Source organism: Chromobacterium sp. Panama (genome assembly GCF_003052555.1).
In the GTDB taxonomy this organism is placed as follows: Bacteria; Pseudomonadota; Gammaproteobacteria; order Burkholderiales; family Chromobacteriaceae; genus Chromobacterium.
Window position 1 is genome coordinate 1,731,569 of record NZ_QARX01000001.1, and the last position, 21,045, is coordinate 1,752,613.

Below are 21,045 nucleotides of genomic sequence, written 5' to 3' on the forward strand. Positions count from 1 at the left end.
GCGCGCCAACGCATTGACAAAAGCATTTTTTGGCTAATTCACAAAACCGACATCATTAGGTAACGCGTTCTCGCTATCGTTTTCCCGCCCGGCCTCATCGCCGGGCAGGGCAAGGGCCTGGGATTCCGCCCCCGGGCCCTTGGTTTTTCACCGCGGCGCGCCGCGCCGCCACAAGACGATTGCACCCCGATGACGCTCACCACTCTTTCGCCCAGCTCCGCCCTTTGGGCGCGCCGGCTGGCCGCCTGTCTGCTGGCGGCCGCGCTCGCCGGCTGCCTGGGCGACAATCAGGACCAAGCCGGCCAACCGGGCAACGGCAATTCCAATCAAACCAAGCCGCCTGCCACGCTGCGCTGCGCGCCCTGAACCCGGATAGCCCGCCATGACCGACACTCCCGTTTTCGCTTCCCGCCGCCAGTTCATCAAGCGCGGCAGCGCGCTGGCCGCCAGTTCCTTGACCTTGTCCCTGCTGCCGGCCTCCATCCAGCGCGCGCTGGCCATTCCCGCGAACAACCGCACCGGCACCCTTCAGGATGTCGAGCACATTGTGATCCTGACCCAGGAAAACCGCGCCTTCGACCATTACTTCGGCAGCCTGGCCGGGGTGCGCGGCTTTGGCGACCGCTTCCCGCTGCCGCTGGCCGACAGCGCCTTGCTCAAGCGCAAGACCGTCTGGTATCAGACCAATCAGGGGAACAGCGCCACGCCGCCGCGAGTGGTGGCGCCGTTCCACCTCAACACCGCCCAGACTTTCGCCTATATGCGGGTGGAAGGCACGCCGCATGTGTGGTCGGACGCGCAATACGCCTGGGGCAAGGGCGTGATGAACGCCTGGCCCACCTATAAGCAGAACCACGCCATGGGCTACTTCAAGGAGACGGACCTGCCGTTCCAGTACGCGCTGGCCAACGCCTTCACCCTGTGCGACGCCTATCACTGCGCGTTTCAGGGCGGCACCAACCCCAATCGCGTGTTCCTGTGGTGCGGCGGCAACGATCCCTTGCAGAAGGGCAAGGGCCCGGTGATCGCCAACGCCTACGACTCCGTCGATTACAACCCCAAGGGCGGCTACACCTTCAGCACCTACGCCGAGCGGCTGGAAGCGGCCGGCGTGAGCTGGAAGATTTATCAGGACATGGCCGACAACTTCACCGACAACCCGGTGGCCGGCTTCCGCAGCTTCCGCGCCGCCTACTTCGGCGAGGCCGGCGCCAAGCCCGCGCTCAAGAGCAAGGGCTTGTCCACCTGGACGCTGGACGATCTGCGTCAGGACGTGTTGGCCAACCGGCTGCCCCAGGTCAGCTACATCGTCGCCACCGCCGACGGCTCCGAGCATCCCGGCCCGTCCAGCCCGGCGCAGGGCGCCGATTACACCGCCCGCGTGCTGGACGCGCTGACCGCCAATCCCGAGGTGTGGAGCAAGACGGTTTTCCTGGTCAATTTCGACGAAAACGACGGCTTTTTCGACCATCTGCCGCCGCCGGCCGCGCCCAGTTATCTGAGCTGGGACGCGGACCCGGCCAAAGCGGTGCTGGCCGGCGCTTCCACCGTGGCGACCGACGGCGAATACCATCATCTGCGCAGCAGCGAAACCGGCAATGAGCGAGCCGACCTGATCCACGTGCCTTACGGGCCGGGGCCGCGGGTGCCGATGTACGTGATCTCGCCGTGGAGCCGCGGCGGCTGGGTCAACTCCCAGGTGTTCGACCACACCTCGGTGATCCGCTTCATCGAACAGCGCTTCGGGGTCAAGGAGCCCAATATCACCGCCTGGCGGCGCGCGGTGTGCGGCGATCTGCTGTCCTGTTTCGACTTCGTCAACCCCAACGCCGAGCTGCCCAAGCTGCCGGCCACCGCCGCGCTGGCGGCGCGGGCGCGCGCCTTGCCCGGCCGCACCAAGCCCAACGCGCCGGCCTTGCCGGAACTGCCGGTCCAGGCCGTCGGCCTGCGCCGCTCGCGCGCCTTGCCCTACGAGCTGCACGCCAGCGCGCGGGTGGACGGCAACGCCGGCGCCGTGGAATTGATCTTCGCCAACAGCGGCAAGGCGGCGGCGGTGTTCCACGTGTACGACCGTCGCCATCTGGACGCGCCGCCGCGCCGCTACGCGGTGGAGGCCGGCAAGCAGCTGTCTGGACTGTGGCGGGTCAATTACGACGCCAATCTTTACGATTTGTGGGTGCTGGGCCCCAACGGCTTTCATCGCCACTTCAGCGGCGACGCCGGCCAACTGGGCCGCGTGAGCAAGGCGCAGCCGGAGATTCAGGTCTGTTACGACCCGGTCGCCGGCGACGTTTATCTGAAGCTGCACAATAGCGGCCGCGAAAACTGCGAGTTCCTGGTGCGAGCCAACGCCTATGCCAAGACCGACCCGCAGCGCGTCACCGTGGGGCCGCAGGGCGAGGCGGTGTTGAACTGGCCATTGAAAGACAGTCACGGCTGGTACGACGTCAGCGTCAGCGCGCCGGTGTTCCCCGGCTTCAGCCGCCGCTTCGCCGGCCGGGTGGAAACCGGCCGCGACGGTTATAGCGATCCGGCGATGGGCGGCGCGGCGCAGGGCGAGCAGTGGGCCACGTCCTGAGCCGGCCGGTCTTGCCGGTTTAAAACGGGCGGCGCCGACGGCGCCGCTTTTTTAATGGCCCGGCGTGCCCAGGCGCTCGAACCGCATCACCCTGGCCGGCGGCAGATTGCGCCAGATCAGTTGGCTGTCGCGCAGCGCAAAGCCCGCGCCCAGCCAGTCCGCCGACGCCTGCAAGGCGTAGCTGAATTGCAGCAGCGCGCCGCCGGCCGGCAATACGCGACGCCATTGTTCGACGATGGCCAAGGCTTCCGCTCGCGGCAGGGAGCGCAGCGGCAGGCTGGAGACGACGGCGTCTATCGCCGCGTGCTCCGGCAATAAGGCCGCCAGCCGCGCGGCGTCGCCCTGTATCACCTGGACCGAGGGAAAGCGCTGCCGCAGATGCCGGGCAAAGGCCGGAGAGCGTTCGACCACCCGCAAGCGCTCGCGGCTCAGTCCTTGCGCCAGCAAGGCCTGGGTAATGACGCCGGTGCCGCCGCCCAGCTCGATCACCAAACCGGTGCCGGACATCGGCGTCTGGGCGGCCATGCACTGCGCCAGGCACTTGGAACTGGGCCAGACCGCGCCCACCCGGTCGGGCCGGTTTATCCATTCGCGAAGAAACAGGCGGGGAGAGCGGGCGGTCAAATGGGCCCGGCAGACGGCGGGCGCGTTCAGCGCTTTGGCGCAAATGGGGCAAAAGGCGGGGGAGGCTTCGAGTGGATCAGGGCTGCGCATGGGACTTTCTCCGGTTTGACATGCTGGTTTGTCCTGGAGAAACCATGCTAGAAAACAATGCTTAAGCGCAGCTGAAGCGCCGCGATGATTGTCGCATCGCGGCGCTTTGGGGTTTAGCAACCGTTCACGATCTCGCTAACCGCGAACAGCTTCCTAGAAGAAGCCCAGCGGCTTGCCGTCAAAGCTCACCAGCAGATTCTTGGTCTGCTGATAGTGATCCAGCGCGCGCTTGTGGGTTTCGCGGCCGATGCCGGACTTTTTGTAACCGCCGAAGGCCGCGTGCGCCGGGTAGAGATGGTAGCAGTTGGTCCAGACCCGGCCGGCCTTGATCGCGCGGCCGACGCGGTAAGCGCGGTTGATGTCGCGGGTCCACACCCCGGCGCCCAGGCCGAACTCGGTGTCGTTGGCGATGGCGACGGCTTCGGCCTCGTCCTTGAAGGTGGCGATGCTGACCACCGGCCCGAAGATCTCCTCCTGGAACACCCGCATCTTGTTATTGCCCTTCAACAAGGTGGGCTGGATGTAATAACCCTGCGCCAGGCCGCCCTCCAGCGGTTCCAGCTTGCCGCCGCTCAGCACCTCGGCGCCTTCCTGGCGCGCGATGTCCAGATAGGACAGGATTTTGTCGAACTGCTGCTGCGAGGCCTGGGCGCCCACCATGGTGTCGGTGTCCAGCGGATCGCCGCGCTTGATCGCCTTCACCTTCTTCAGCACCTCGGCCATGAAGGCCGGATAGATGGATTCCTGCACCAAGGCGCGGGACGGGCAGGTGCAGACTTCGCCCTGATTGAAGAAGGCCAGCACCAGGCCTTCGGCGGCTTTCTCGATGAAGGACGGTTCCGCCTGCATGATGTCTTCAAAGAAGATATTGGGCGATTTGCCGCCCAGCTCCACGGTGGACGGGATGATGTTCTCCGCCGCGCATTGCAGGATGTGACGGCCCACCGGGGTGGAGCCGGTGAAGGCGATCTTGGCGATGCGCTTGCTGGTGGCCAACGCCTGGCCGGCTTCCTTGCCGAAGCCGTGGACCACGTTGATCACGCCCGGCGGCAGCAGATCGCCTATCACTTCCATCAGCACGGAAATGCCCAGCGGTGTTTGTTCCGCCGGTTTCAGCACCACGCAGTTGCCGGCGGCCAGCGCCGGCGCCAGCTTCCACGCCGCCATCAGGATGGGGAAGTTCCACGGGATGATCTGGCCCACCACGCCCAGCGGCTCGTGGATGTGATAGGCCATGGTGTTGTGATCGATTTCCGCCGCCGTGCCTTCCTGGGCGCGGATGCAGCCGGCGAAATAGCGGAAATGATCGGCCGCCAGCGGGATGTCGGCGTTCAGCGTCTCGCGCACCGGCTTGCCGTTGTCCCAGGTTTCGGTGACGGCCAGCACCTCCAGATTGGCTTCGATGCGGTCGGCGATCTGCAGCAGCAGATAGGAACGTTGTTGCGCCGAGGTCTGGCCCCAGGCGTCGGCGGCCGCATGGGCGGCGTCCAGCGCTTTGTCGATGTCGGCGGCGTCGGAACGCGGAAATTCGGCGATGGGCTGGCCGTTCACCGGCGAGGTGGTGGTGAAATGCTGGCCGTTGACCGGGGGCGTGAACTCGCCGCCGATATAGTTGCCGTAGCGGGGCTTGAAGGCGATCAACGCGCCGGGCGTGCCGGGGTGAGCGTAACGCATGGTGTTTCTCCTGTTGTGGATAGACCGCTTGCCGCGCAAGCTTGGGCGCGCAGCAGGGCATTGTAGAATGCGATGCGTCGGTTCGGGCGTGTCACCTGTCCTATTGGCCGTGTCGTTCAAAGGCGGCGGCGATGGCGGGTTGGGAAATGGTCCAGTCCGCCGCGCGTCGTGAAGCGTGGCGCGCAGAGTTGAAGGCAAGGCATCAGCCGTAGCCGCGCTGTTTCAGCGCCAGATAGAGCATAGCCGCGTTGATGGCGTCGTTGAGCGCGTCGTGGCGCGGCGGCGCGGGCATGTCCAGATCCCGGCAGATGCTGGCCAGTCGCAAATCGATGTGGGCGTCCGGGTTTTGCCGCAGCTTGTAGTCGTAATAGCGGCCGGAAATCTCGATGCGCCGCTGCGGCAGCGGCACGCCCAGCCAGGGACGGACGTAGCGGTTGAGCACGGCCAGGTCGTATTCCAGGTAATAGCCGAGCAGCGGCCGGCCGCCGATGAAGTCCAGCAGCAGACGCACGGCGTCCCGGGCCGCCAGGCCCTGATTGACGTCGATGGGCCGCAGGCCGTGAATGCGCACATTGTCCGCCTGCGGCGCGCGCTCCGGCCGCACCAAGAGATAGAGCGCCTCGCTGGCGAGGATGCGGTTGCCGCGCAGCTTGACCGCGCCTATGGACAGCAGCTCGGCTTCCGCCGGATTCAGACTGGTGGTTTCGCAGTCCAGGCTGACCAGTTCGTCCGGGTGTTCGCTATACATGCCGGCGTAGGCCGGGTCGCGCAGCCGGCGGCGTTGCCATTGGCGCAGCAGGGCGGACAGCATCAGAAACTGCCCAGCCGGTAATGGTGGCGCAACTGCGTCTTGAATCGTTTGACCACGCCCAGCGCGTCTTTGAGCAGGTCCCGTTCCAGCGAGGACAATTTGTCCGGCTCCAGCAGATTGTCGGCCGCCTTGCCGGCGCTCATCCGTTCCAGCCCTTGTTCCAGTCTCAGTTGCATCAGATAGGACAGCGCCTCGCCCGCGTCCTCGGCCAAGCCTCGCTCCAGCCGTCCCTGGGCCGCCAGCGCCTGCAGTCTTTGCTGTGAATTGTTCTCGCTCACCCCGTATTCCAGCGCCAGCGCGCGGATGCCGTGCACCAGCGGAAAGATGCCGCCTTTTTTCAGGTCCAGCGCCGCCCGGCCGTCGCGTTCGCGGGTTTGCAGATGGGAGAACAGGCCCAAGGGGGTGTCGAATTGTTCGATGGCGCGAGCGAAGCGGGAGAAGAAGCCGGCGTCGTCGCGCAAGGTGGCGCGCAGATAGTTTTGCGCGTCTTCCAGCAGCGCGGCGTCGCCGCAGACGGCTTCCGCGTCCACGAAGATGGCCAGCCGCATCAAGGCGTCTCCGTCCGGGCTGTGCACCCAGCGGTGCAGGTGGTCGCGCAGCTCGGCGCCGCTGAAGCGCCAATCCGGGTGGCTGAGCATGATGTTGCCGGGACAGGGCGGATAGCCGAAGCGGGACAGCGCGGCGGAAAAGGCCTGGCAGCTGGCTTCCAGTTGCGGCCAGGGCGCGCCGTCGCGCAGCAGCAGCGCGTTGTCCTGATCGGTTTTGAGTATCTGTTCGCCGCGGCCTTCCGAACCCAGCACCAGCAGGCAGCTGTTGGCCGCCAGCTCCGGCGGCGCGATCAGCCGCCAGGCGCGGGCGAACAGGCGGGCGTTGAGGCTTTGCACCAGCCGGCCCAGTTGCAGCGCCTTGACGCCGTGGCCGGACAGAATGCGCACCAGCCGCGGGATCTGCTCCGCCACTTCCGTCAGTTCGTCCAGCGTGGCCGCGCGCTCCAGCCGCTGCGCGATCAAGTGGGAGTGATTGGAAAAATAGGACAGCACGTCCACCTGGGCCAGCATGGCCACCGGCTCGCCGCGCTCGGTCACCACCAGGCGCCGCAAATTGCGCCGCGTCATCAGCAATAGGGCGTTGAACAGGAAGTCGTCTATGTCTATGGTCAGCAGCTCGTACTGGCAGTATTCCGCCGCCGGCGCGTCCGAAGGCACGCCGTTCAGCACGATGTCGCGAAAGTCCGTGGTGGTGAGGATGCCCAGCCGCCCGTCGCCGCGCAGCAGCACGGACTTGGATTTGTGTTCCTTCATCGCCGCCGCCGCGTCGCGCAGGCTGGCGCCGTCGTCCACGAACACCGGCTGGCGTCCGCCGGCGTCGCGCACGGTGGCCGCCAGCAGGGTTTGCAGTTCGCGCTGGCCGGCGCCTTGCGCCAGCCGGCCCAGCTTTTCCGACACGCTGGCGTAAAAATAGGCGCCGAAGCGCGGGTTGCTCTCGGTCAGCGCCAGCACTTCGGCGCGCGGCAGGCTGTAGAGCAGCGCTTCCTCCTGGACGATGAAGCGGTGGCGAGTCTGGCCGGCGGCGGTGGCGCGGGCGTCGAAGCCGTCCTGCGCCCGGTACAGCGCGACGACCTCGTCGCCGGCCATTTCCCTGACCACGCCTTTGATCACCACGTACAGGGCGGTGACCGGCGCGTCCGGCGCCAGCACGGTTTGCTCGTCGGCGTAGAACAGGATGTCGGCGCAAGCCTCCAGCCTCAGGCGTTCGTCCGGGCTCAGGGCGTCGAATGGGGCGTGGCTGAAGTCGAATCGCTGCATGGCGGGCCTCGCGGAACAAGACATTGCCGCCAGCATAACACCGGCGGCAAGGGCTTGTCGGCGGGCGCTCAGCCCGGCAGGTGTTGCAGCAGCGGAGAGCCGTCGCGGAACAGCAGCAGCTCGCCGGGGACGAGCGGCGTCCAGCTTTCGTTGTCCGTCAGCGGCTGGGTGGCGATCACCGCCACGCGGTCATGCGGGGTGGTGACCGAGGCGAAATCCACGCTGACGTCGTCGTCCACCAGGTGAGCGGTGTTGAACGGCGCCTGGCGGATGATGTAGTGCAGATGGGTGGAGCAGTGGGCGAACAGCGCCTCGCCGTTGCTCAGCATGAAGTTGAACACGCCGTGGCTGGAGATCTCCGCCGCCAGCCGCGCCACTTCGGCGAACAAATCGTCCAGCTGAGGTTGCTGGCACCATTTGGCGCGCAGCCGTTCCATCAGGTGGCAGAAGGCCCGCTCGGAGTCGGTGCTGCCCACCGGGTTGTAATGGCAGCCGGCCTCGGGCTGGAAGTTTTCCAGGTTGCCGTTGTGGGCGAAGATCCAGTAACGGCCCCACATCTCGCGCATGAAGGGGTGGGTGTTGGCCAGATTGACTTCGCCCTGGGTGGCCTTGCGGATGTGGGCGATCACGTTTTCCGATTTGATCGGATAGTTGCGCACCAGATTGGCCACCGGCGATTCCACCGACGGTTTGTCGTCCAGGAAGATGCGGCAGCCCTTGCTCTCGAAAAAGGCGATGCCCCAGCCGTCGGCGTGGTGGTCGGTCTGGCCGCCGCGGCGGTGAAAGCCTTCAAAGGAGAACAGGATATCGGTTGGGGTATTGCAATTCATGCCCAGTAACTGGCACATGGTTTCTGATTCCACGGTAAAGAGGTTGTCATGGCCGGCCCGCGCCGGCTGCGGTTTTGTTACAGAGCTTAGGCGATAAGCGGGGCCGCGGCAATCCCGCCGCGCCGGCCGTGGAGCCCGGGCGCGGCGGGAAAAGCGAAGCTCAGGCCGTCGAACGGACGAGGCCGCGCAGCTTGGCCCAGCCGCCCTGGCTCAGGCTGACGCCGAGCAGGATCAGGCCGCCGCCCAGCCAGTGGTAATCATGAATGGTTTCGCCCAGCAGCGCGCTGGCGATCACGGCGGTGAACAAGGGCAGCAAATTCATGAAGATGGCGGTGCGCTCGCTGCCCAGGCCCTGAATGCCGCGCATCCACAGATAGGGGGCCAGCACCGAGGAGGCGATGCCGGCGAAGGCGACCAGGCCCACGCCTTGCGGCGGCACCGCCAGGCTGTCCGCGCTCAGCGCCACCGGCACCAGCATCAACACCGCCAGCAGCACCTGGATGTAAAGATTGGTCCAGCTGCCGAAGGGCGGCGCCCAGCGGCGCAGCAGAATGCCGTACAGCGCGTAGGAGAGCGAACCCACCAGCATCAGCGCGTCGCCGCGGTTGACGCCGCCGCTGAGCAGATCCAGCGGCCGCCCCTGGCCCAGCAGATAGAGCACGCCCAGCAAGGACACCGCCACGCCGAACAGCGCGTGAGCGCCCACCGGCTGGCGGAAGGCGACGGCGTTCAACGCCAGGCCCAGCAAGGGAATCAAGGCGCAGATCACGCCCATATTGGTGGCGCTGGTGCTGTGCGCGGCGTAATAAGCCAGGCATTGGTACATCACCATGCCGAGCGCGGCCAGCACGGCGAAGCGGCCCAGCCAGGGACGGATGGCCCGCCATTGGCGCAGCGCCGGCCGCAGGCTCAAGGGGGTGAGAATCAGCGCGGCCAGCAACCAGCGGTAGAAGGAGATGGCGGCGGGGTCCAGCGCCTGGGCCGCGGCCTTGGACACCACGGTGTTGGCGGACCAGATCAGCACGGCCAGCATGGGAAACAATGAATACATGGGATGGCTCCGGATGCGGCTTTCGTCCGATCGGGCGGGCGAGAGCACAGAAAAGCATTGACAGTGCGCAGTGTAGCGCTGTCTGATTCAATGTATATAACGCAAACCAGACAAGACGATAGCGGGAAACCGACAAATTGGACTATTCCGAACTGGACCAGGGCTTGCCGGCGCCGGCGCCCATCCATCTGCGCTACGACCAGCTGACGCCGCAGACCGAGTTCTCGCCGCACAGCCACCCTTGGGGGCAGTTGAACTGCATCAGCCTGGGGGTGATCGAGTTGAGCCTGATCGAAGCCGGTCAGGCCGAACGCGCGCTGGCGGCGCCGGCGGAGTTTCTGATCTGGGTGCCGGCCGGGGTGCGCCACTCCGCCTCGGTGCGCCAGGCGATGCGCTACACCTCGGTCTACGTCGGCGCGGAGGACGCCGCCGGGCTGCCCGCCCACCCCTGCCTGATTCCGCAAACGCCCTTGCTGCGCGCGCTGCTGGATGACTTCTGTCAGCGCGGCGTTACCGCGATCCGGGATCCGTGGGACCGGCGTCAGGCCGAGCTGCTGCTGGCGCGGCTGGCCCAGGCCGGCCACCAAGACAGCTATCTGCCGGACAGCCGGCACCGTCAGCTGGCGCCCATTCTGGCCGCCATCCGCGACAATCCGGCCGACGCGGCCACGCTGGCGCAGTGGGCGCGGCGCGTGCACGGCACCGAGCGCACGCTGGCGCGCCATTTTCAACGCGAGCTGGGCATGAGCTTTGTCCAGTGGCGCAACCGGATGCGACTGCTGCGGGCCCTGGCCTGGCTGCGCGAGGGGCGGCCGGTGCAGGACATCGCCGCCGATCTGGGCTACGGCACCGCTTCCGCCTTTATCGCCATGTTCAACAAGCAGTTGGGCTATTCCCCGGAGCGTTACCGGCGCTTGCTGACCGACGGCGCGCCTTGAGGGAGCTTGTTGCCCGTTTGGCATTGCGGCACACTGGAATGATTGTCAATCATAGAACCAGCCTTCTACGCCCCAAGCCATGAGCAAGAAAATCAAACAACTGGCCCGCCAATTGGGCGACGGCTGGAAGCTGCGCCGCCGCTTGCGGCAGGCCAGCGCGCTGAATTTCGCCTTCTCCGAGCGCATAGACTTTTTGAACGGACAACACTGGGATCAGCTGGCGGCCCGGCACGGGCTGCTGATGTCCCGCGATTACTGGCGCGCGCTGGAGCGGTCCGGGCTCGCCCATTTCGAAGTGCGCTACGCGCTGGCCTATCGCGACGGCGAGCCGGTGGCGGCGGTGGCGATGCAGCTGTTGGAAGTCAGCCTGGAAACCATGCACGCCCATCCCGGGCCGCGGCCGGAAGGCTCGCTGCGCGCGGCGCTGGCGCAAAACCTCAAGCCCAAGCTGCGGCAACGGCTGCTGGTCTGCGGCAATATGCTCAGCTACGGCCTGGACGGCGCGGCCTTCGCCGCCGATCTGGACCCGCAGACCCGCTGGCAGGCGGTGGCGGAGATTCTCTACCGCATCCGCCGCGCGGAGAAGCTGAACGGCCAGATCGACTTCGTGCTGGTCAAGGACATGGACGAAACGGCGCGGGAAGACAGCCGGGCGCTGGGCAAGCTCAGCTACAGCACCCTGGAGACGGAACCCAATATGGTGTTGCCGCTGGCCGAGGACTGGCGCGTTTACGACGACTACCTGGCCGGCATGACCTCCAAATACCGCAGCGCCATCCGCCAGCAGATCTTCAAGCCCGTGGAAGCCGCCGGCTGCGAGATCGGCGTGATGACGCCGGAACAGGTGGACGCGCAGGCGGAGCGGATGCAAGCGCTTTACCTGGCGGTGCAAGACAATGCCACGCTGCGGCCGGTGACGGTGAGCGCCGACTACTGGCGGCGGATGGCGGCGCTGGGGCCGGAGCGGGCGGAACTGCGCGGCTTGTGGCGGAACGGCGCGCTGCTGGGCTTCCTGCTGGTCTTGAAAGACGGCGCGGAAGTCACCGCCGCGCAGATAGGCTTCGACCGCGCCGCGGCCAAGGAGCTGCCGCTTTACCTGCGTCTGCTGCACACGGCGATCGAGTCGGCCTTGGCCGCCGGCGGACGGCGGGTGATCTTCGGCCGCACCGCGCTGGAACCCAAGGCGAGGATGGGCTGCCGGCCTGTGCCCACCTCGCTGTGGATACGCCATCGCCAGCCGGTGCTCAATTCGCTGATCCGCAGCAGCTTCGGCATCGTCCAGCACGAGGACGCGCCGACGATCAATCCCTTCAAAAAATAATGGCCTAGCCCTTCGCGCCGCGCGGCGGGGAGGGCGTGTGCACCTTGGTCGCGGAAAGGACCTGATATGACTCAAACGGCGAGCGCCGCCGCGGCACCCGCGCGCAAACTGAACCGGAACGATTGCAAGACGCTGGGCCTGGCTTCGCTGGGCGGCGCGCTGGAATTTTACGATTTCATCATTTACGTGTTCTTCGCCCTGATCTTGGGCAAGCTGTTCTTCCCCCACGACATTCCGGGCTGGCTGCGCCAATTGCAGGTGTTCGGCATTTTCGCCGCCGGCTACCTGGCGCGGCCGCTGGGCGGCATCGTCATGGCGCACTTCGGCGATCTGTTCGGCCGCAAGCGCATGTTCACGCTCAGCATTGTGCTGATGGCCTTGCCGACGCTGGCGATGGGCCTGCTGCCCACGTATCAGAGCATAGGGATATGGGCGCCGATCTTGCTGCTCCTGCTGCGCGTATTGCAGGGCGCGGCCATCGGCGGCGAGGTGCCGGGCGCCTGGGTGTTTGTCGCCGAGCACGCGCCGCCGCGCCGCACCGGCCTGGCTTGCGGCATCATCACCTCGGGGCTGACCATAGGCATTCTGTTCGGCTCCCTGATCGCGATGGCGATGAATCTGTTCTTCACGCCGCAGCAGCTGGAGGGCGGCGCCTGGCGGATTCCCTTCTTGATCGGCGGCGTTTTCGGCCTGGTGGCGATGTATCTGCGCCGCTGGCTGCATGAGACGCCGGTGTTCAACGAAATGCAGGCGCGCAAGGCGCTGTCCGCCGAGCTGCCGCTGAAGGCGGCCTTGCGCGGCCATCGTCTGGGCATGGCCGTGTCGATGGCGGCCACCGCGATGCTGTCGGTCACCATCGTGGTGGTGATTCTGATGACGCCCACTTTTTTGCAAAAGCAGTTCGGCGTGCCGCCGGTGGAGGCCTTGTCCGCCAACAGCCTGGCCATCATCGCGCTGAGCGTGGGCTGCATCGTCGCCGGCCTGGCGGTGGACCGTTTCGGCGGCGGGCCGGTGTTCACCGCGGGCAGCCTGCTGCTGGGCGTCAGCAGCTGGTGTTTTTACCAGACCATGGGGCATGACGTGAGCTGCTTGCGCCCGCTGTACACGCTGACCGGCTTTTTCGCCGGCATTGTCGGCGCGGTGCCTTTTCTGATGGTGCGCGCCTTCCCGGCGCCCATCCGCTTCAGCGGCCTGTCGTTTTCCTACAATGTGGCTTACGCGGTGGTGGGCGGCTTCACGCCGGTCTTGCTGTCGGTGTGGATGGAGGCCAGCTCGCTGGCGCTGGCCGGCTATCTGATGATTTTCTGCCTGGTGGGGCTGGCGATGGGTTTGTTCCTGCTGGCCTGGGGGGATAGGCCGGGCTTGTCCCATCCGGTGCATTGAAGCGCGCATAGAAAAACGGCGGCGTCGATAAAGACGCCGCCGTTTTGTCATGTCAGGGCGAGCCAGTTCAAGGTCTGGCGAGCATTAGCGCGGTAGTTCGCTCCACAGCTTCAACAGCCGCTTGGCGGACACCGGATACGGCGTTTTCAGCTCCTGGGCGAACAGGCTGACGCGCAGTTCCTCGATCTGCCAGCGGAAATCCAGCAGCGCCTGGGACGCGCCTTCGGCTTCATTGTCCTCGGCCACCCGGGTTTCCCATTTCTGCCATAGGTCGCGGATTTCCGCGCCGCGCTGGCCGTCGCGCTGCGGGTTGGCCGGCTGCTTGTCCATGCGCAAGCCCATCGCGCGCATATAGCGCGGCAGGTGCGGCAGCTGGCTCCACGGCGTGGCGGCCAGGAAGCCCTTGTAAACCAGCTTGGCCAATTGCTGCTGCAACTCGTAGCCCAGCTTGTGCTTCTGCATCTTGACGCTGAGCGGGCCGTATTCGGACGCCACCTGGCCCAGGTACTGGGTCACCGCCTGGTTGACCGCCGGCAGCCGGGTGCGAGCGCGGGTTTTCTGCTCGTTGAAGGCTTTCTCATTGCGCGGCAGCGCGTCGTCGCCGATGAAGGCGCGGTCGCAGATGCAGGCGATGGCGTCGGCCAGCAATTCGTCGACATTGGCCACCGCGCGCAGTTGCAGACCCAGCTGGGTCATGCCGGGCAGACCCTTGGACAGCTGCTTCATCTGCTCCTTGAGCTGCAGCTGCAGCAGCCGGATCACGCCCTGACGGTGATGGCGCTCGGCCATCAACTGGGTGTCGAACAGGCGGATCGCCACCTTGTCCTGCTCCAGCGTCAGCGCCGGATAGCCGGTCAGCTGCTGGCGGCCGCGGGCGAACTGTATGCTTTCCGGCAGTTCGCCAAAGTCCCAGCTGCTGACTTCATCGCGCTCGAACTCCGCGCTGGTGTCGCGGAAGGTCAGCTGGGCGGCCTGGCCGAACTGCTTTTGCAGCGCCAGCAGGTCGCGGCCCAGGCCGATTTCCTGCTTGCCGTCGTCGATGACGCGGAAGTTGAACAGCAGATGGGCCGGCAGCTCCTGGGCGCGGAAATCGTCGATGTCCACTTTGACGCCGCCGGTTTCGCGCAGGATGAAGCGCGCCAGCTGCGGCGCGATCGGCTGCTGTTGATCCGGATTGACGCTGAGGAAGCGGGTGACGAAGTCCGGCACCGGCACGCAGCAGCGGCGGATCTGCTTGGGCAGGCCCTTGATCAGCTGTTGCAGCTTCTCGCGCACCATGCCGGGCACCAGCCATTCGAAGGCGGCCGGCTGCAGGCGGTTGAGGATGGCCAGCGGCACGTCCAGGGTGACCCCGTCCAGCGGGTGGTTGGGTTCGAAGCGGTAGCGCAGCTTGAGGCGGCCGTCTTCCAGCTCCAGCCATTCCGGGAACTGGTTTTCGGTGACATGCTGCGCGGCGTGGCGCATCAGTTCTTCGCGCGTCAGGTGCAGCAGCTTGGCTTCGGTCTTTTCCGCCTCCTTGCGCCAGGCCTCGAAGCTGGCGGCGTCCACCACCTCGGCCGGAATCCGTTCGCTGTAGAAGGCGAACAGCGCCTCTTCGTCCACCAGCACGTCCTGACGCCGCGCCTTGTGCTCCAGCTGCTCCACTTCGCGGATCAATTGCTGATTGCGTTGGAAGAAGGGCGCGTTGCTGACATAGTCCATATTCACCAGCGCGCCGCGGATGAACAGCTCACGCGCTTCTTCCGGCGCGATGCGGCCGTAGCTGACCGGCCGGCGCGGCACCAGGGTCAGGCCGTACAGGGTGACGCGTTCGCTGGCCACCACTTCGCCGCGGCTCTTTTCCCAGTGCGGGTCGAAGTAATGGTATTTGACCAGGTGCGGCGCCAGCTTTTCCACCCATTCCGGCTCGATCTTGGCCACGCAGCGGGCGTAGAGGCGGGTGGTTTCCACCAGTTCCGCCGCCACCAGCCATTTGGGCTTGGCCTTTTTCAGGCCGGAGCCGGGGAAGACGTGGAAGTTGACGCCGCGGGTGCCTTGGTAATCGTCGCCTTCCTGGTTTTTCATGCCCAGATTGCCGATCAGGCCGGTCACCAGCGCCTTGTGCAGGTTTTCATAAGCGACGGCGTCCAGCTGCTGGCGCTTTTTCTGCGTCATCTGCGCGTCCGGCTGCTCGGCGTCGGCGTGCGCCTGTTCGCGCTTGATCAGGCCCAGCTCGCCGGCGATGTCCGCCAGCTGCGCGTGCAGTTCGCGCCATTCGCGCAAGCGCAGATGGGACAGGAAATGCTCGTGGCAGGTGTTGATCAGCAGACGGTTGGATTTCTTGTGCTTGAGCGCGTCGGAGAAGAAGTCCCACAGGTGCAGGAAGGACAGGAAGTCGGACTTCTCGTCGTTGAAGCGCGCCTGCGCGCGTTCGGCCGCCTCGCGCGCCTCGAACGGGCGTTCGCGCGGGTCTTGCACGCTCAAGGCGGCGGCGATGATCAGCACTTCGCGCACGCAGCCGAAGTCGCGGCCGGCCAGCAGCAGGCGGCCCACTTTCGGGTCCACTGGAATCCGCGCCAGCTCCTTGCCCACGCCGGTGAGTTCGCCCTTGTCGTCCACCGCGCCCAGTTCGGTCAGCACCTGGTAGCCGTCGGCGATCAGCCGGCTGCTGGGCGCTTCGATGAAGGGGAAGGCGTCCACCTTGCCCAGCCGCAGCGCGGCCATGCGCAGAATGACCGCGGCCAGGTTGGAGCGGACGATTTCCGGATCAGTGAAGGCCGGACGCTGATTGAAGTCGTCCTCGCCGTACAGGCGCACGCAGATGCCGGCCTCGACGCGGCCGCAACGGCCGGCGCGCTGCCGCGCCGCCGCCTGGGAGATCTTCTCCACTTGCAGCTGTTCCACCTTGGCGCGCGGGCTGTAGCGGTTGATGCGCGCCTGCCCGGTGTCGATCACGTATTTGATGCCCGGCACCGTCAGCGAGGTTTCGGCCACATTGGTGGCCAGTACGATGCGGCGGCCGCCGGAGGGCTTGAAGATCTTTTGCTGGTCCTCGTTGGACAGGCGCGCGAACAAGGGCAGGATTTCGTAGCCGCGGATGCCGGATTTGCGCAGTTTTTCCGCGGTTTCGCGGATTTCGCGCTCGCCGGGCAGGAAGACCAGCATATCGCCCGGACCCTGGCGCGACAGCTCGTCGACGGCGTCGACGATGGCGCCTTCCATCTCCACTTCGCGCTCGTCTTCATCGCGCTGCGCCAGCGGCCGGTAGCGCACTTCCACCGGATAGGTGCGGCCGGAGACTTCGATCACCGGCGCGCCGTCGAAATGGCGTGAGAAGCGGTCGGCGTCGATGGTGGCCGAGGTGATGATCACTTTCAGGTCCGGCCGGCGCGGCAGCAGCTGTTTCAGATAACCCAGCAGGAAGTCGATGTTGAGGCTGCGTTCATGCGCCTCGTCGATGATGATGGTGTCGTAGTTTTCCAGATAACGGTCGGTCTGGGTTTCCGCCAGCATGATGCCGTCGGTCATCAGCTTGATCACCGATTTGTCCGACAGCTTGTCGGTGAAGCGCACCTTGAAGCCGACATGCTCGCCCAGCGTGGATTTCAGCTCCTGGGCGATGCGGCTGGCCACCGAGCGCGCGGCCAGCCGGCGCGGCTGGGTGTGGCCGATCAGGCCGTGCACGCCGCGGCCCAGTTCCAGGCAGATCTTGGGCAGCTGGGTGGTTTTGCCGGAGCCGGTTTCGCCGCAGATGATCACCACCTGATGGCCGTCGATGGCGGCTTTGATGTCGGCCAGTTTCTGGTTGACCGGCAGGGCGTCGTCGAAATCGGGCTTGGGCAGATGGGCGCGGCGCGCGGCCACCTTGGCGGCGGAGCGCTCGATCTGCGTCTGGATGTCGGCCAGCTGTCTGTCCGCGGGCTGGTTTTTCTTCAGCCGCTCGGCGGCGTCGCTCAGTTTGCGGCGCAAGGCGTGGCGGTCGCGGATCAGGCAGGAGGGGAGGTCGGCCTTGAGTTGGGCCAGCAGCTGGGCAGCAGTCATCGGGAAAAGAACACTGGATTACAGGAAAGCGGCGATTATAACAGCTGCGTGGCGGTCCGGCAGGCCTGGATTGCCGGCCGGACGCCGGCGGAACGGCTTATTTGCGCTGGCGGTAGCGGCCCAGCTCCGCTTTCAGCCAGCCGGCGCTGGCCACCGGTTGCGCCGAGCCGCAACGCACCTGATAGGCCTTGCCGCTGATGCTGCTTTGGGTGGCCGCGCGCTCGATGAAGCTTTCCGCGTTGCTGACCCAGTCTTTTTTCAGCAGATACTGGTATTTGTCGTTCAGATGATCGCGGGCCTCTTTAGAGCCGTACCAACTGCCGTTGCGATTGAATTCGCAGCCGGATTGGGCCAGATAGTCCAATAGATGGTTGATCTCGTTCTTGGCGGCCGGGGTGGGCGCGGCGACGGCCGCGCCGGCGCTCAAACAAAAAAACAGCCAGATCGGCAGCTTCGGGGTCATGCTTCGCTCCATTGCAATTGGAATGCGCAGACTATGCGCGATGGGGCGGGGCTTGTCCAACTTCCGCGCCGCCTTTATGCTGTGCCGGTCTTCAGGGCGGGGTGAAATTCCCCACCGGCGGTATGTCGCGGCGAATGCCGGCGACGAGCCCGCGAGCGCCGCGCAGCCGTTTCCACGATGCGCGGGTCAGCAGATTCGGTGAAAAACCGAAGCCGACGGTGAGAGTCCGGATGAGAGAAGACGCGCGCCAGGTCGTGAGAACCTGTTCAAAGTCTGCTGCGCTTCAGCGATACGGCGTTAAAAACCAGCTCAAAATGCTCATGTACCACTTGTACATTCCGCTTTTTCACTCGTTTTCGCCTTGTCTCGCCCTTGCTCGCGAGACTTTGAACAGGCTCTGAGAGCCCGGCGCGCTTTTGCGCGTCGGCATGGCCGCGCGCCGCCCTGGGGCGCTTTCCTTAAGTATTTACGGAGCCTCCAAATGCAGCAAAACATCTACGACCATCCGGTCTTTTTCTCCCAATACCAAGCCTTGCGCGACAGCGACACTGGGCTGAACGGCGTGCTGGAGCAGCCCGCCTTGCGCGGCGCGCTGCCGCCGCTGGCCGGCATCGACATCCTGGACCTGGGATGCGGTTTCGGCGATTTCGCCCGCTGGGCGCGCGGCGAGGGCGCGGCCAGCGTCACCGCGGTGGATTTGTCCGAACGCATGCTGGAACAGGCGCGGGCGCGCACCCAGGATCCCGCCATCCAATATCGGTGCGCGGGCATCGAGGATTTTCAGCCTCCGGCCGCCGCCTATGATCTGGCCGTGTCCTCGCTGGCCCTGCACTATGTGGAGGATTACGCGGCGGCGGCGGCGCGCGTGTTCGCCGCGCTGCGGCCCGGCGGCGTGTTCGCGCTGACGGTGGAGCACCCGATTTGCACGGCCAGCCCTCAGGGTTGGGCGCTGGACGCGGCGGGCGAGCCATCGCACTGGACGCTGGACGCCTACTTTCAGCAAGATGCGCGCGCAAGCCGCTGGTTCGTCGACGGCGTGATCAAACATCACCGCACGGTGGAAAGCTATGTGAAAGGCTTGCTGGACGCCGGCTTCCAACTGCTTCATCTGGGCGAGCCCGCGCCGGATCCGCAGACCCTGGCGCATCGGGACGGTTTGCGGCCGCACGCGCGCCGTCCGGCCCTGCTGCTGCTCTCCGCGCGAAAGCCGGCGCGTTAGCGCGGCCTTGCCGGACTGGCCCGAACCTGTTCAAAGTCTCGCGCAAGTCGCGGCAAGGCGAAAACGGCTGAAAAACGGCATGGCTGTTTTCAACGCCGTATCGCCGGCGCGTAGCAGATCACAAACAGGTTCTTAGAACCAAGCCGCGCATGCCGGGTCCAGCAATGATCGGGCAAGAATCAGGAGGAGGGCGATGAGAAGCGGATGGGTAGCGGGGATTCTGATTCTGGCCTTATCGACGGCGCCCGCCGTCGGCAAGACCCCGCCGGAACGGGCCGTCATCGAACCGGCCCACATCGTCGAGGCCATCAAGCTGCAACAGGAGGCGGACGCCGCCAAGGACAGGCCGCCGCAAAACGGCGAGCCGTGGTTTACCGTATTGGAGGGCAAGCGTCCCATCATCGTCACCGCGCCGCACGCCACCAGCCCGTTCCGCGACGGGCAATACCGTTTCTCCGACGGCGGCGGCACCGCGGCCTTGGCGGCGATGCTGCACCAACTGGCCGGCGCCACCGCGATCTACACCACCCGCGCCTCGCCGTCCGACCCCAATTACGAAGACGACAACGCCTTCAAACGCAAGCTGGCGGCTTTGATCGCCGATCAACGCCCCTTGCTGGTGCTGGACCTGCACGGCAGCCATCCCTACCGGCCTTACGATGTGGATTTCGGCACCTTGAACGGGGCTTCGCTCCTGGGCAAGCCCTGGCTGCAACAGCGGCTGGAGCAGCGTTTGAGAGGGCAGGGCGTGCTCAATGTCTCCGACAACTACTTCGCCGCGTCCAAGCATCAGACCATCGCCAAATTCGCTTCGCGGCTGGGCGTGCCAGCCATTCAGCTGGAAATCAGCAGCACCTGGCTCACGCCCTCGGACGGGAATCTGGCCGCGCATCGTTTCTCCCAGCTCTTGCAGGCGCTGGTGCGCTATGTGAGAGAGGTGGAGGACTAGGCGCGGCGCTCAGGCGTCGTGCCAGCGGGAGCGGTTTGGCACGGCGCAGCCGATATCGGCCTCAGGCTGGTTTGGGACCGATGGCGAATGCACCACCAGCAAGGACGCGTCGTCCAAGATGGCTTCGTTCTGGCGGTGGCGCTGCAGCGCCTGCAATACGGTATTGCCGATCCGTCCGGGCCAGCCGGCTTCCACCGCCTTGATCACGCCGTCCAGGCCAAACATCTGGCCATTGTCCGCCTGGGCCTCGGTAATGCCGTCCGAGCAGACGACCAGCGCATGCTCCGGCTTCAACATGCTGGTTTCCAGCGAACGGTCGAACTGTCTAGCCGCCAAAATGCCCAGGGGCGGGTGCTCGGAACGGAATTGCTTGACCTTGTGCCCTTGCGGATCAAACATCAGCGCGCAGGGAATGCCGCCGTTCCAGACCTGCACGGACTGCGCGGCCGCGTCGATTCCGATGAGGATGCCGGCGACGAAGCGCCCGGAGGGCAGCAGGCGGTGCAGTTTGTCGTTGATGGCCGCCGCGATGTCGCCCAAGGCCGTTTGCGCCTGAGCCAGTTCGTAAAAGCACTCCACCGCCGGGATGGCGCTGATGGCCGCGGTCAGACCGTGTCCTGTGCAATCGGCCAGCATCAGGTATTCCCGATCTGCCGCGCGGGCATAGCAGACCAGATCGCCGTTGAACTGGGAAGCCGGCCGCAAATGGCGCCAGACATGGGCCGGCAGTTCCAGTTGTTGCCGATTCAGCCGCTCGATCAGCTCCAAGGCGTAGCTTTGTTCGCGCTCATTGTTCTGGAAGTAGCGCTCCAGGCGCACCGCGTCCTGGTTGATCTGCCGCTGCATTTGGGCGATGCGCAAAAATACCTGGATCTTGGCAGTCAGCAGGTCCGGGCTGACCGGTTTGGTCAGATAGTCGTCGCCGCCGGCCTTGAGGCCTTCGATCAGATCTTGCTGCTGGCTCAGGCCGGTCAGGAAGATGATGGGCACCCAGTGTTCTCCGAACAGGGTCCGCAGCTCCATCGTGGCCTGCAGTCCGTTCATCACCGGCATGATGATGTCCATCAGGATCAAGTCGTAGCCGACTGTCTTACACATGGCGACGGCCTCCCGGCCATTGCCGGCGAGATCGCATTGATAGCCCAGGTCTTCAACGAAGGTGCGGACCATCAGGCTATTGGTGGCGCTGTCGTCCACCAGCAAAATTTTGGGCTGGGGCATGCTGTTTCCATTACGTGTCAGGAAAGGGAAGCGAGCGGCGCAAACGAGCGCAAAGGCAATTACATTGG

The 21,045-nt window shown here is 65.6% G+C and carries 16 protein-coding genes and 1 riboswitch; of the genes, 7 read left to right on the top strand and 9 right to left on the bottom strand.

Annotation, left to right across the window (positions count from 1 at the left end; genetic code table 11):
- The first annotated feature begins 189 nt into the window (after positions 1 to 189).
- Together DB032_RS24095 and DB032_RS07840 are read left to right on the top strand one after the other, a co-directional pair.
- Complete coding sequence (locus DB032_RS24095) at positions 190 to 366, top strand: hypothetical protein (protein ID WP_158274261.1); 177 nt, start codon at positions 190 to 192, stop codon at positions 364 to 366.
- A 16-nt stretch (positions 367 to 382) separates the two neighbouring features.
- Positions 383 to 2,578, top strand: a complete 2,196-nt coding sequence (locus DB032_RS07840; RefSeq protein ID WP_107798980.1) for a phosphocholine-specific phospholipase C — start codon at positions 383 to 385, stop codon at positions 2,576 to 2,578.
- 51 nt (positions 2,579 to 2,629) lie between these two features.
- On the opposite strand, the gene DB032_RS07845 is transcribed toward DB032_RS07840, so the two are convergent.
- The 6 genes from DB032_RS07845 to DB032_RS07870 form a co-directional block, all read right to left on the bottom strand.
- Positions 2,630 to 3,103: a class I SAM-dependent methyltransferase gene (locus DB032_RS07845; protein WP_199225846.1), complete on the bottom strand. Its 474-nt coding sequence runs from the start codon at positions 3,101 to 3,103 to the stop codon at positions 2,630 to 2,632.
- Between the two features lie 342 nt (positions 3,104 to 3,445).
- Complete coding sequence (locus tag DB032_RS07850) at positions 3,446 to 4,966, bottom strand: aldehyde dehydrogenase family protein (RefSeq protein WP_107798982.1); 1,521 nt, start codon at positions 4,964 to 4,966, stop codon at positions 3,446 to 3,448.
- Between the two features lie 202 nt (positions 4,967 to 5,168).
- On the bottom strand, positions 5,169 to 5,777 hold the full coding sequence (locus DB032_RS07855) for a 3'-5' exonuclease (RefSeq protein WP_199225847.1): 609 nt from the start codon (positions 5,775 to 5,777) through the stop codon (positions 5,169 to 5,171).
- Complete coding sequence (locus DB032_RS07860; protein ID WP_107798983.1) at positions 5,777 to 7,582, bottom strand: putative nucleotidyltransferase substrate binding domain-containing protein; 1,806 nt, start codon at positions 7,580 to 7,582, stop codon at positions 5,777 to 5,779. The genes DB032_RS07855 and DB032_RS07860 overlap by 1 nt, the downstream gene beginning before the upstream one ends.
- 68 nt (positions 7,583 to 7,650) lie before the next feature.
- The gene (locus DB032_RS07865; RefSeq protein WP_107798984.1) at positions 7,651 to 8,430 is read right to left on the bottom strand and encodes a class II glutamine amidotransferase; all 780 of its coding nucleotides are present in this window, start codon (positions 8,428 to 8,430) and stop codon (positions 7,651 to 7,653) included.
- 142 nt (positions 8,431 to 8,572) lie between these two features.
- Positions 8,573 to 9,463 (bottom strand): DMT family transporter, encoded by an 891-nt coding sequence (locus DB032_RS07870; RefSeq protein ID WP_107798985.1) that lies wholly within the window; start codon positions 9,461 to 9,463, stop codon positions 8,573 to 8,575.
- 137 nt (positions 9,464 to 9,600) lie between these two features.
- Between DB032_RS07870 and DB032_RS07875 the strand changes: the two genes are divergently transcribed.
- The 3 genes from DB032_RS07875 to DB032_RS07885 all read left to right on the top strand — a co-directional run bounded on the left by DB032_RS07875 (position 9,601) and on the right by DB032_RS07885 (position 13,105).
- Positions 9,601 to 10,401 carry a helix-turn-helix domain-containing protein gene (locus DB032_RS07875; protein ID WP_107798986.1) on the top strand — a complete coding sequence of 267 codons (801 nt, stop codon included), beginning with the start codon at positions 9,601 to 9,603 and terminating at the stop codon, positions 10,399 to 10,401.
- A gap of 79 nt (positions 10,402 to 10,480) precedes the next feature.
- Positions 10,481 to 11,722, top strand: coding sequence for a GNAT family N-acetyltransferase (locus tag DB032_RS07880; protein ID WP_107798987.1), 1,242 nt, complete (start codon positions 10,481 to 10,483; stop codon positions 11,720 to 11,722).
- 66 nt (positions 11,723 to 11,788) lie between these two features.
- Entirely contained in the window at positions 11,789 to 13,105 is a 1,317-nt protein-coding gene (locus DB032_RS07885) for an MFS transporter (RefSeq protein WP_107798988.1), read from the top strand.
- Between the two features lie 84 nt (positions 13,106 to 13,189).
- Here the strand turns inward: DB032_RS07885 and hrpA are convergent, their stop codons facing one another.
- Together hrpA and DB032_RS07895 are read right to left on the bottom strand one after the other, a co-directional pair.
- On the bottom strand, positions 13,190 to 17,125 hold the full coding sequence (gene hrpA, locus DB032_RS07890) for an ATP-dependent RNA helicase HrpA (RefSeq protein ID WP_107798989.1): 3,936 nt from the start codon (positions 17,123 to 17,125) through the stop codon (positions 13,190 to 13,192).
- 97 nt (positions 17,126 to 17,222) lie between these two features.
- Positions 17,223 to 17,588 carry a DUF5329 domain-containing protein gene (locus DB032_RS07895; protein ID WP_107798990.1) on the bottom strand — a complete coding sequence of 122 codons (366 nt, stop codon included), beginning with the start codon at positions 17,586 to 17,588 and terminating at the stop codon, positions 17,223 to 17,225.
- Between the two features lie 83 nt (positions 17,589 to 17,671).
- Positions 17,672 to 17,834, top strand: a riboswitch (FMN riboswitch).
- Between the two features lie 235 nt (positions 17,835 to 18,069).
- On the opposite strand from DB032_RS07895, the gene DB032_RS07900 reads away from it, so the two are divergent.
- Entirely contained in the window at positions 18,070 to 18,807 is a 738-nt protein-coding gene (locus DB032_RS07900; RefSeq protein ID WP_107798991.1) for a bifunctional 2-polyprenyl-6-hydroxyphenol methylase/3-demethylubiquinol 3-O-methyltransferase UbiG, read from the top strand.
- Between the two features lie 193 nt (positions 18,808 to 19,000).
- Positions 19,001 to 19,756, top strand: coding sequence for a ketol-acid reductoisomerase (locus DB032_RS07905; RefSeq protein WP_107798992.1), 756 nt, complete (start codon positions 19,001 to 19,003; stop codon positions 19,754 to 19,756).
- Positions 19,757 to 19,765: 9 nt separating this feature from the next.
- Here the strand turns inward: DB032_RS07905 and DB032_RS07910 are convergent, their stop codons facing one another.
- Complete coding sequence (locus tag DB032_RS07910) at positions 19,766 to 20,977, bottom strand: SpoIIE family protein phosphatase (RefSeq protein ID WP_158274262.1); 1,212 nt, start codon at positions 20,975 to 20,977, stop codon at positions 19,766 to 19,768.
- Positions 20,978 to 21,045 lie beyond the last annotated feature (68 nt).

Excerpts from the sequence above, each read along its gene's own strand:
- DB032_RS24095 (WP_158274261.1), top strand. The coding sequence starts at position 190 with ATGACGCTCACCACTCTTTCGCCCAGCTCCGCCCTTTGGGCGCGCCGG.
- DB032_RS07840 (WP_107798980.1), top strand. The coding sequence starts at position 383 with ATGACCGACACTCCCGTTTTCGCTTCCCGCCGCCAGTTCATCAAGCGC.
- DB032_RS07845 (WP_199225846.1), bottom strand. The coding sequence starts at position 3,103 with ATGGCCGCCCAGACGCCGATGTCCGGCACCGGTTTGGTGATCGAGCTG.
- DB032_RS07850 (WP_107798982.1), bottom strand. The coding sequence starts at position 4,966 with ATGCGTTACGCTCACCCCGGCACGCCCGGCGCGTTGATCGCCTTCAAG.
- DB032_RS07855 (WP_199225847.1), bottom strand. The coding sequence starts at position 5,777 with ATGCTGTCCGCCCTGCTGCGCCAATGGCAACGCCGCCGGCTGCGCGAC.
- DB032_RS07860 (WP_107798983.1), bottom strand. The coding sequence starts at position 7,582 with ATGCAGCGATTCGACTTCAGCCACGCCCCATTCGACGCCCTGAGCCCG.
- DB032_RS07865 (WP_107798984.1), bottom strand. The coding sequence starts at position 8,430 with ATGTGCCAGTTACTGGGCATGAATTGCAATACCCCAACCGATATCCTG.
- DB032_RS07870 (WP_107798985.1), bottom strand. The coding sequence starts at position 9,463 with ATGTATTCATTGTTTCCCATGCTGGCCGTGCTGATCTGGTCCGCCAAC.
- DB032_RS07880 (WP_107798987.1), top strand. The coding sequence starts at position 10,481 with ATGAGCAAGAAAATCAAACAACTGGCCCGCCAATTGGGCGACGGCTGG.
- DB032_RS07885 (WP_107798988.1), top strand. The coding sequence starts at position 11,789 with ATGACTCAAACGGCGAGCGCCGCCGCGGCACCCGCGCGCAAACTGAAC.
- hrpA (WP_107798989.1), bottom strand. The coding sequence starts at position 17,125 with ATGACTGCTGCCCAGCTGCTGGCCCAACTCAAGGCCGACCTCCCCTCC.
- DB032_RS07895 (WP_107798990.1), bottom strand. The coding sequence starts at position 17,588 with ATGACCCCGAAGCTGCCGATCTGGCTGTTTTTTTGTTTGAGCGCCGGC.
- DB032_RS07900 (WP_107798991.1), top strand. The coding sequence starts at position 18,070 with ATGCAGCAAAACATCTACGACCATCCGGTCTTTTTCTCCCAATACCAA.
- DB032_RS07905 (WP_107798992.1), top strand. The coding sequence starts at position 19,001 with ATGAGAAGCGGATGGGTAGCGGGGATTCTGATTCTGGCCTTATCGACG.
- DB032_RS07910 (WP_158274262.1), bottom strand. The coding sequence starts at position 20,977 with ATGCCCCAGCCCAAAATTTTGCTGGTGGACGACAGCGCCACCAATAGC.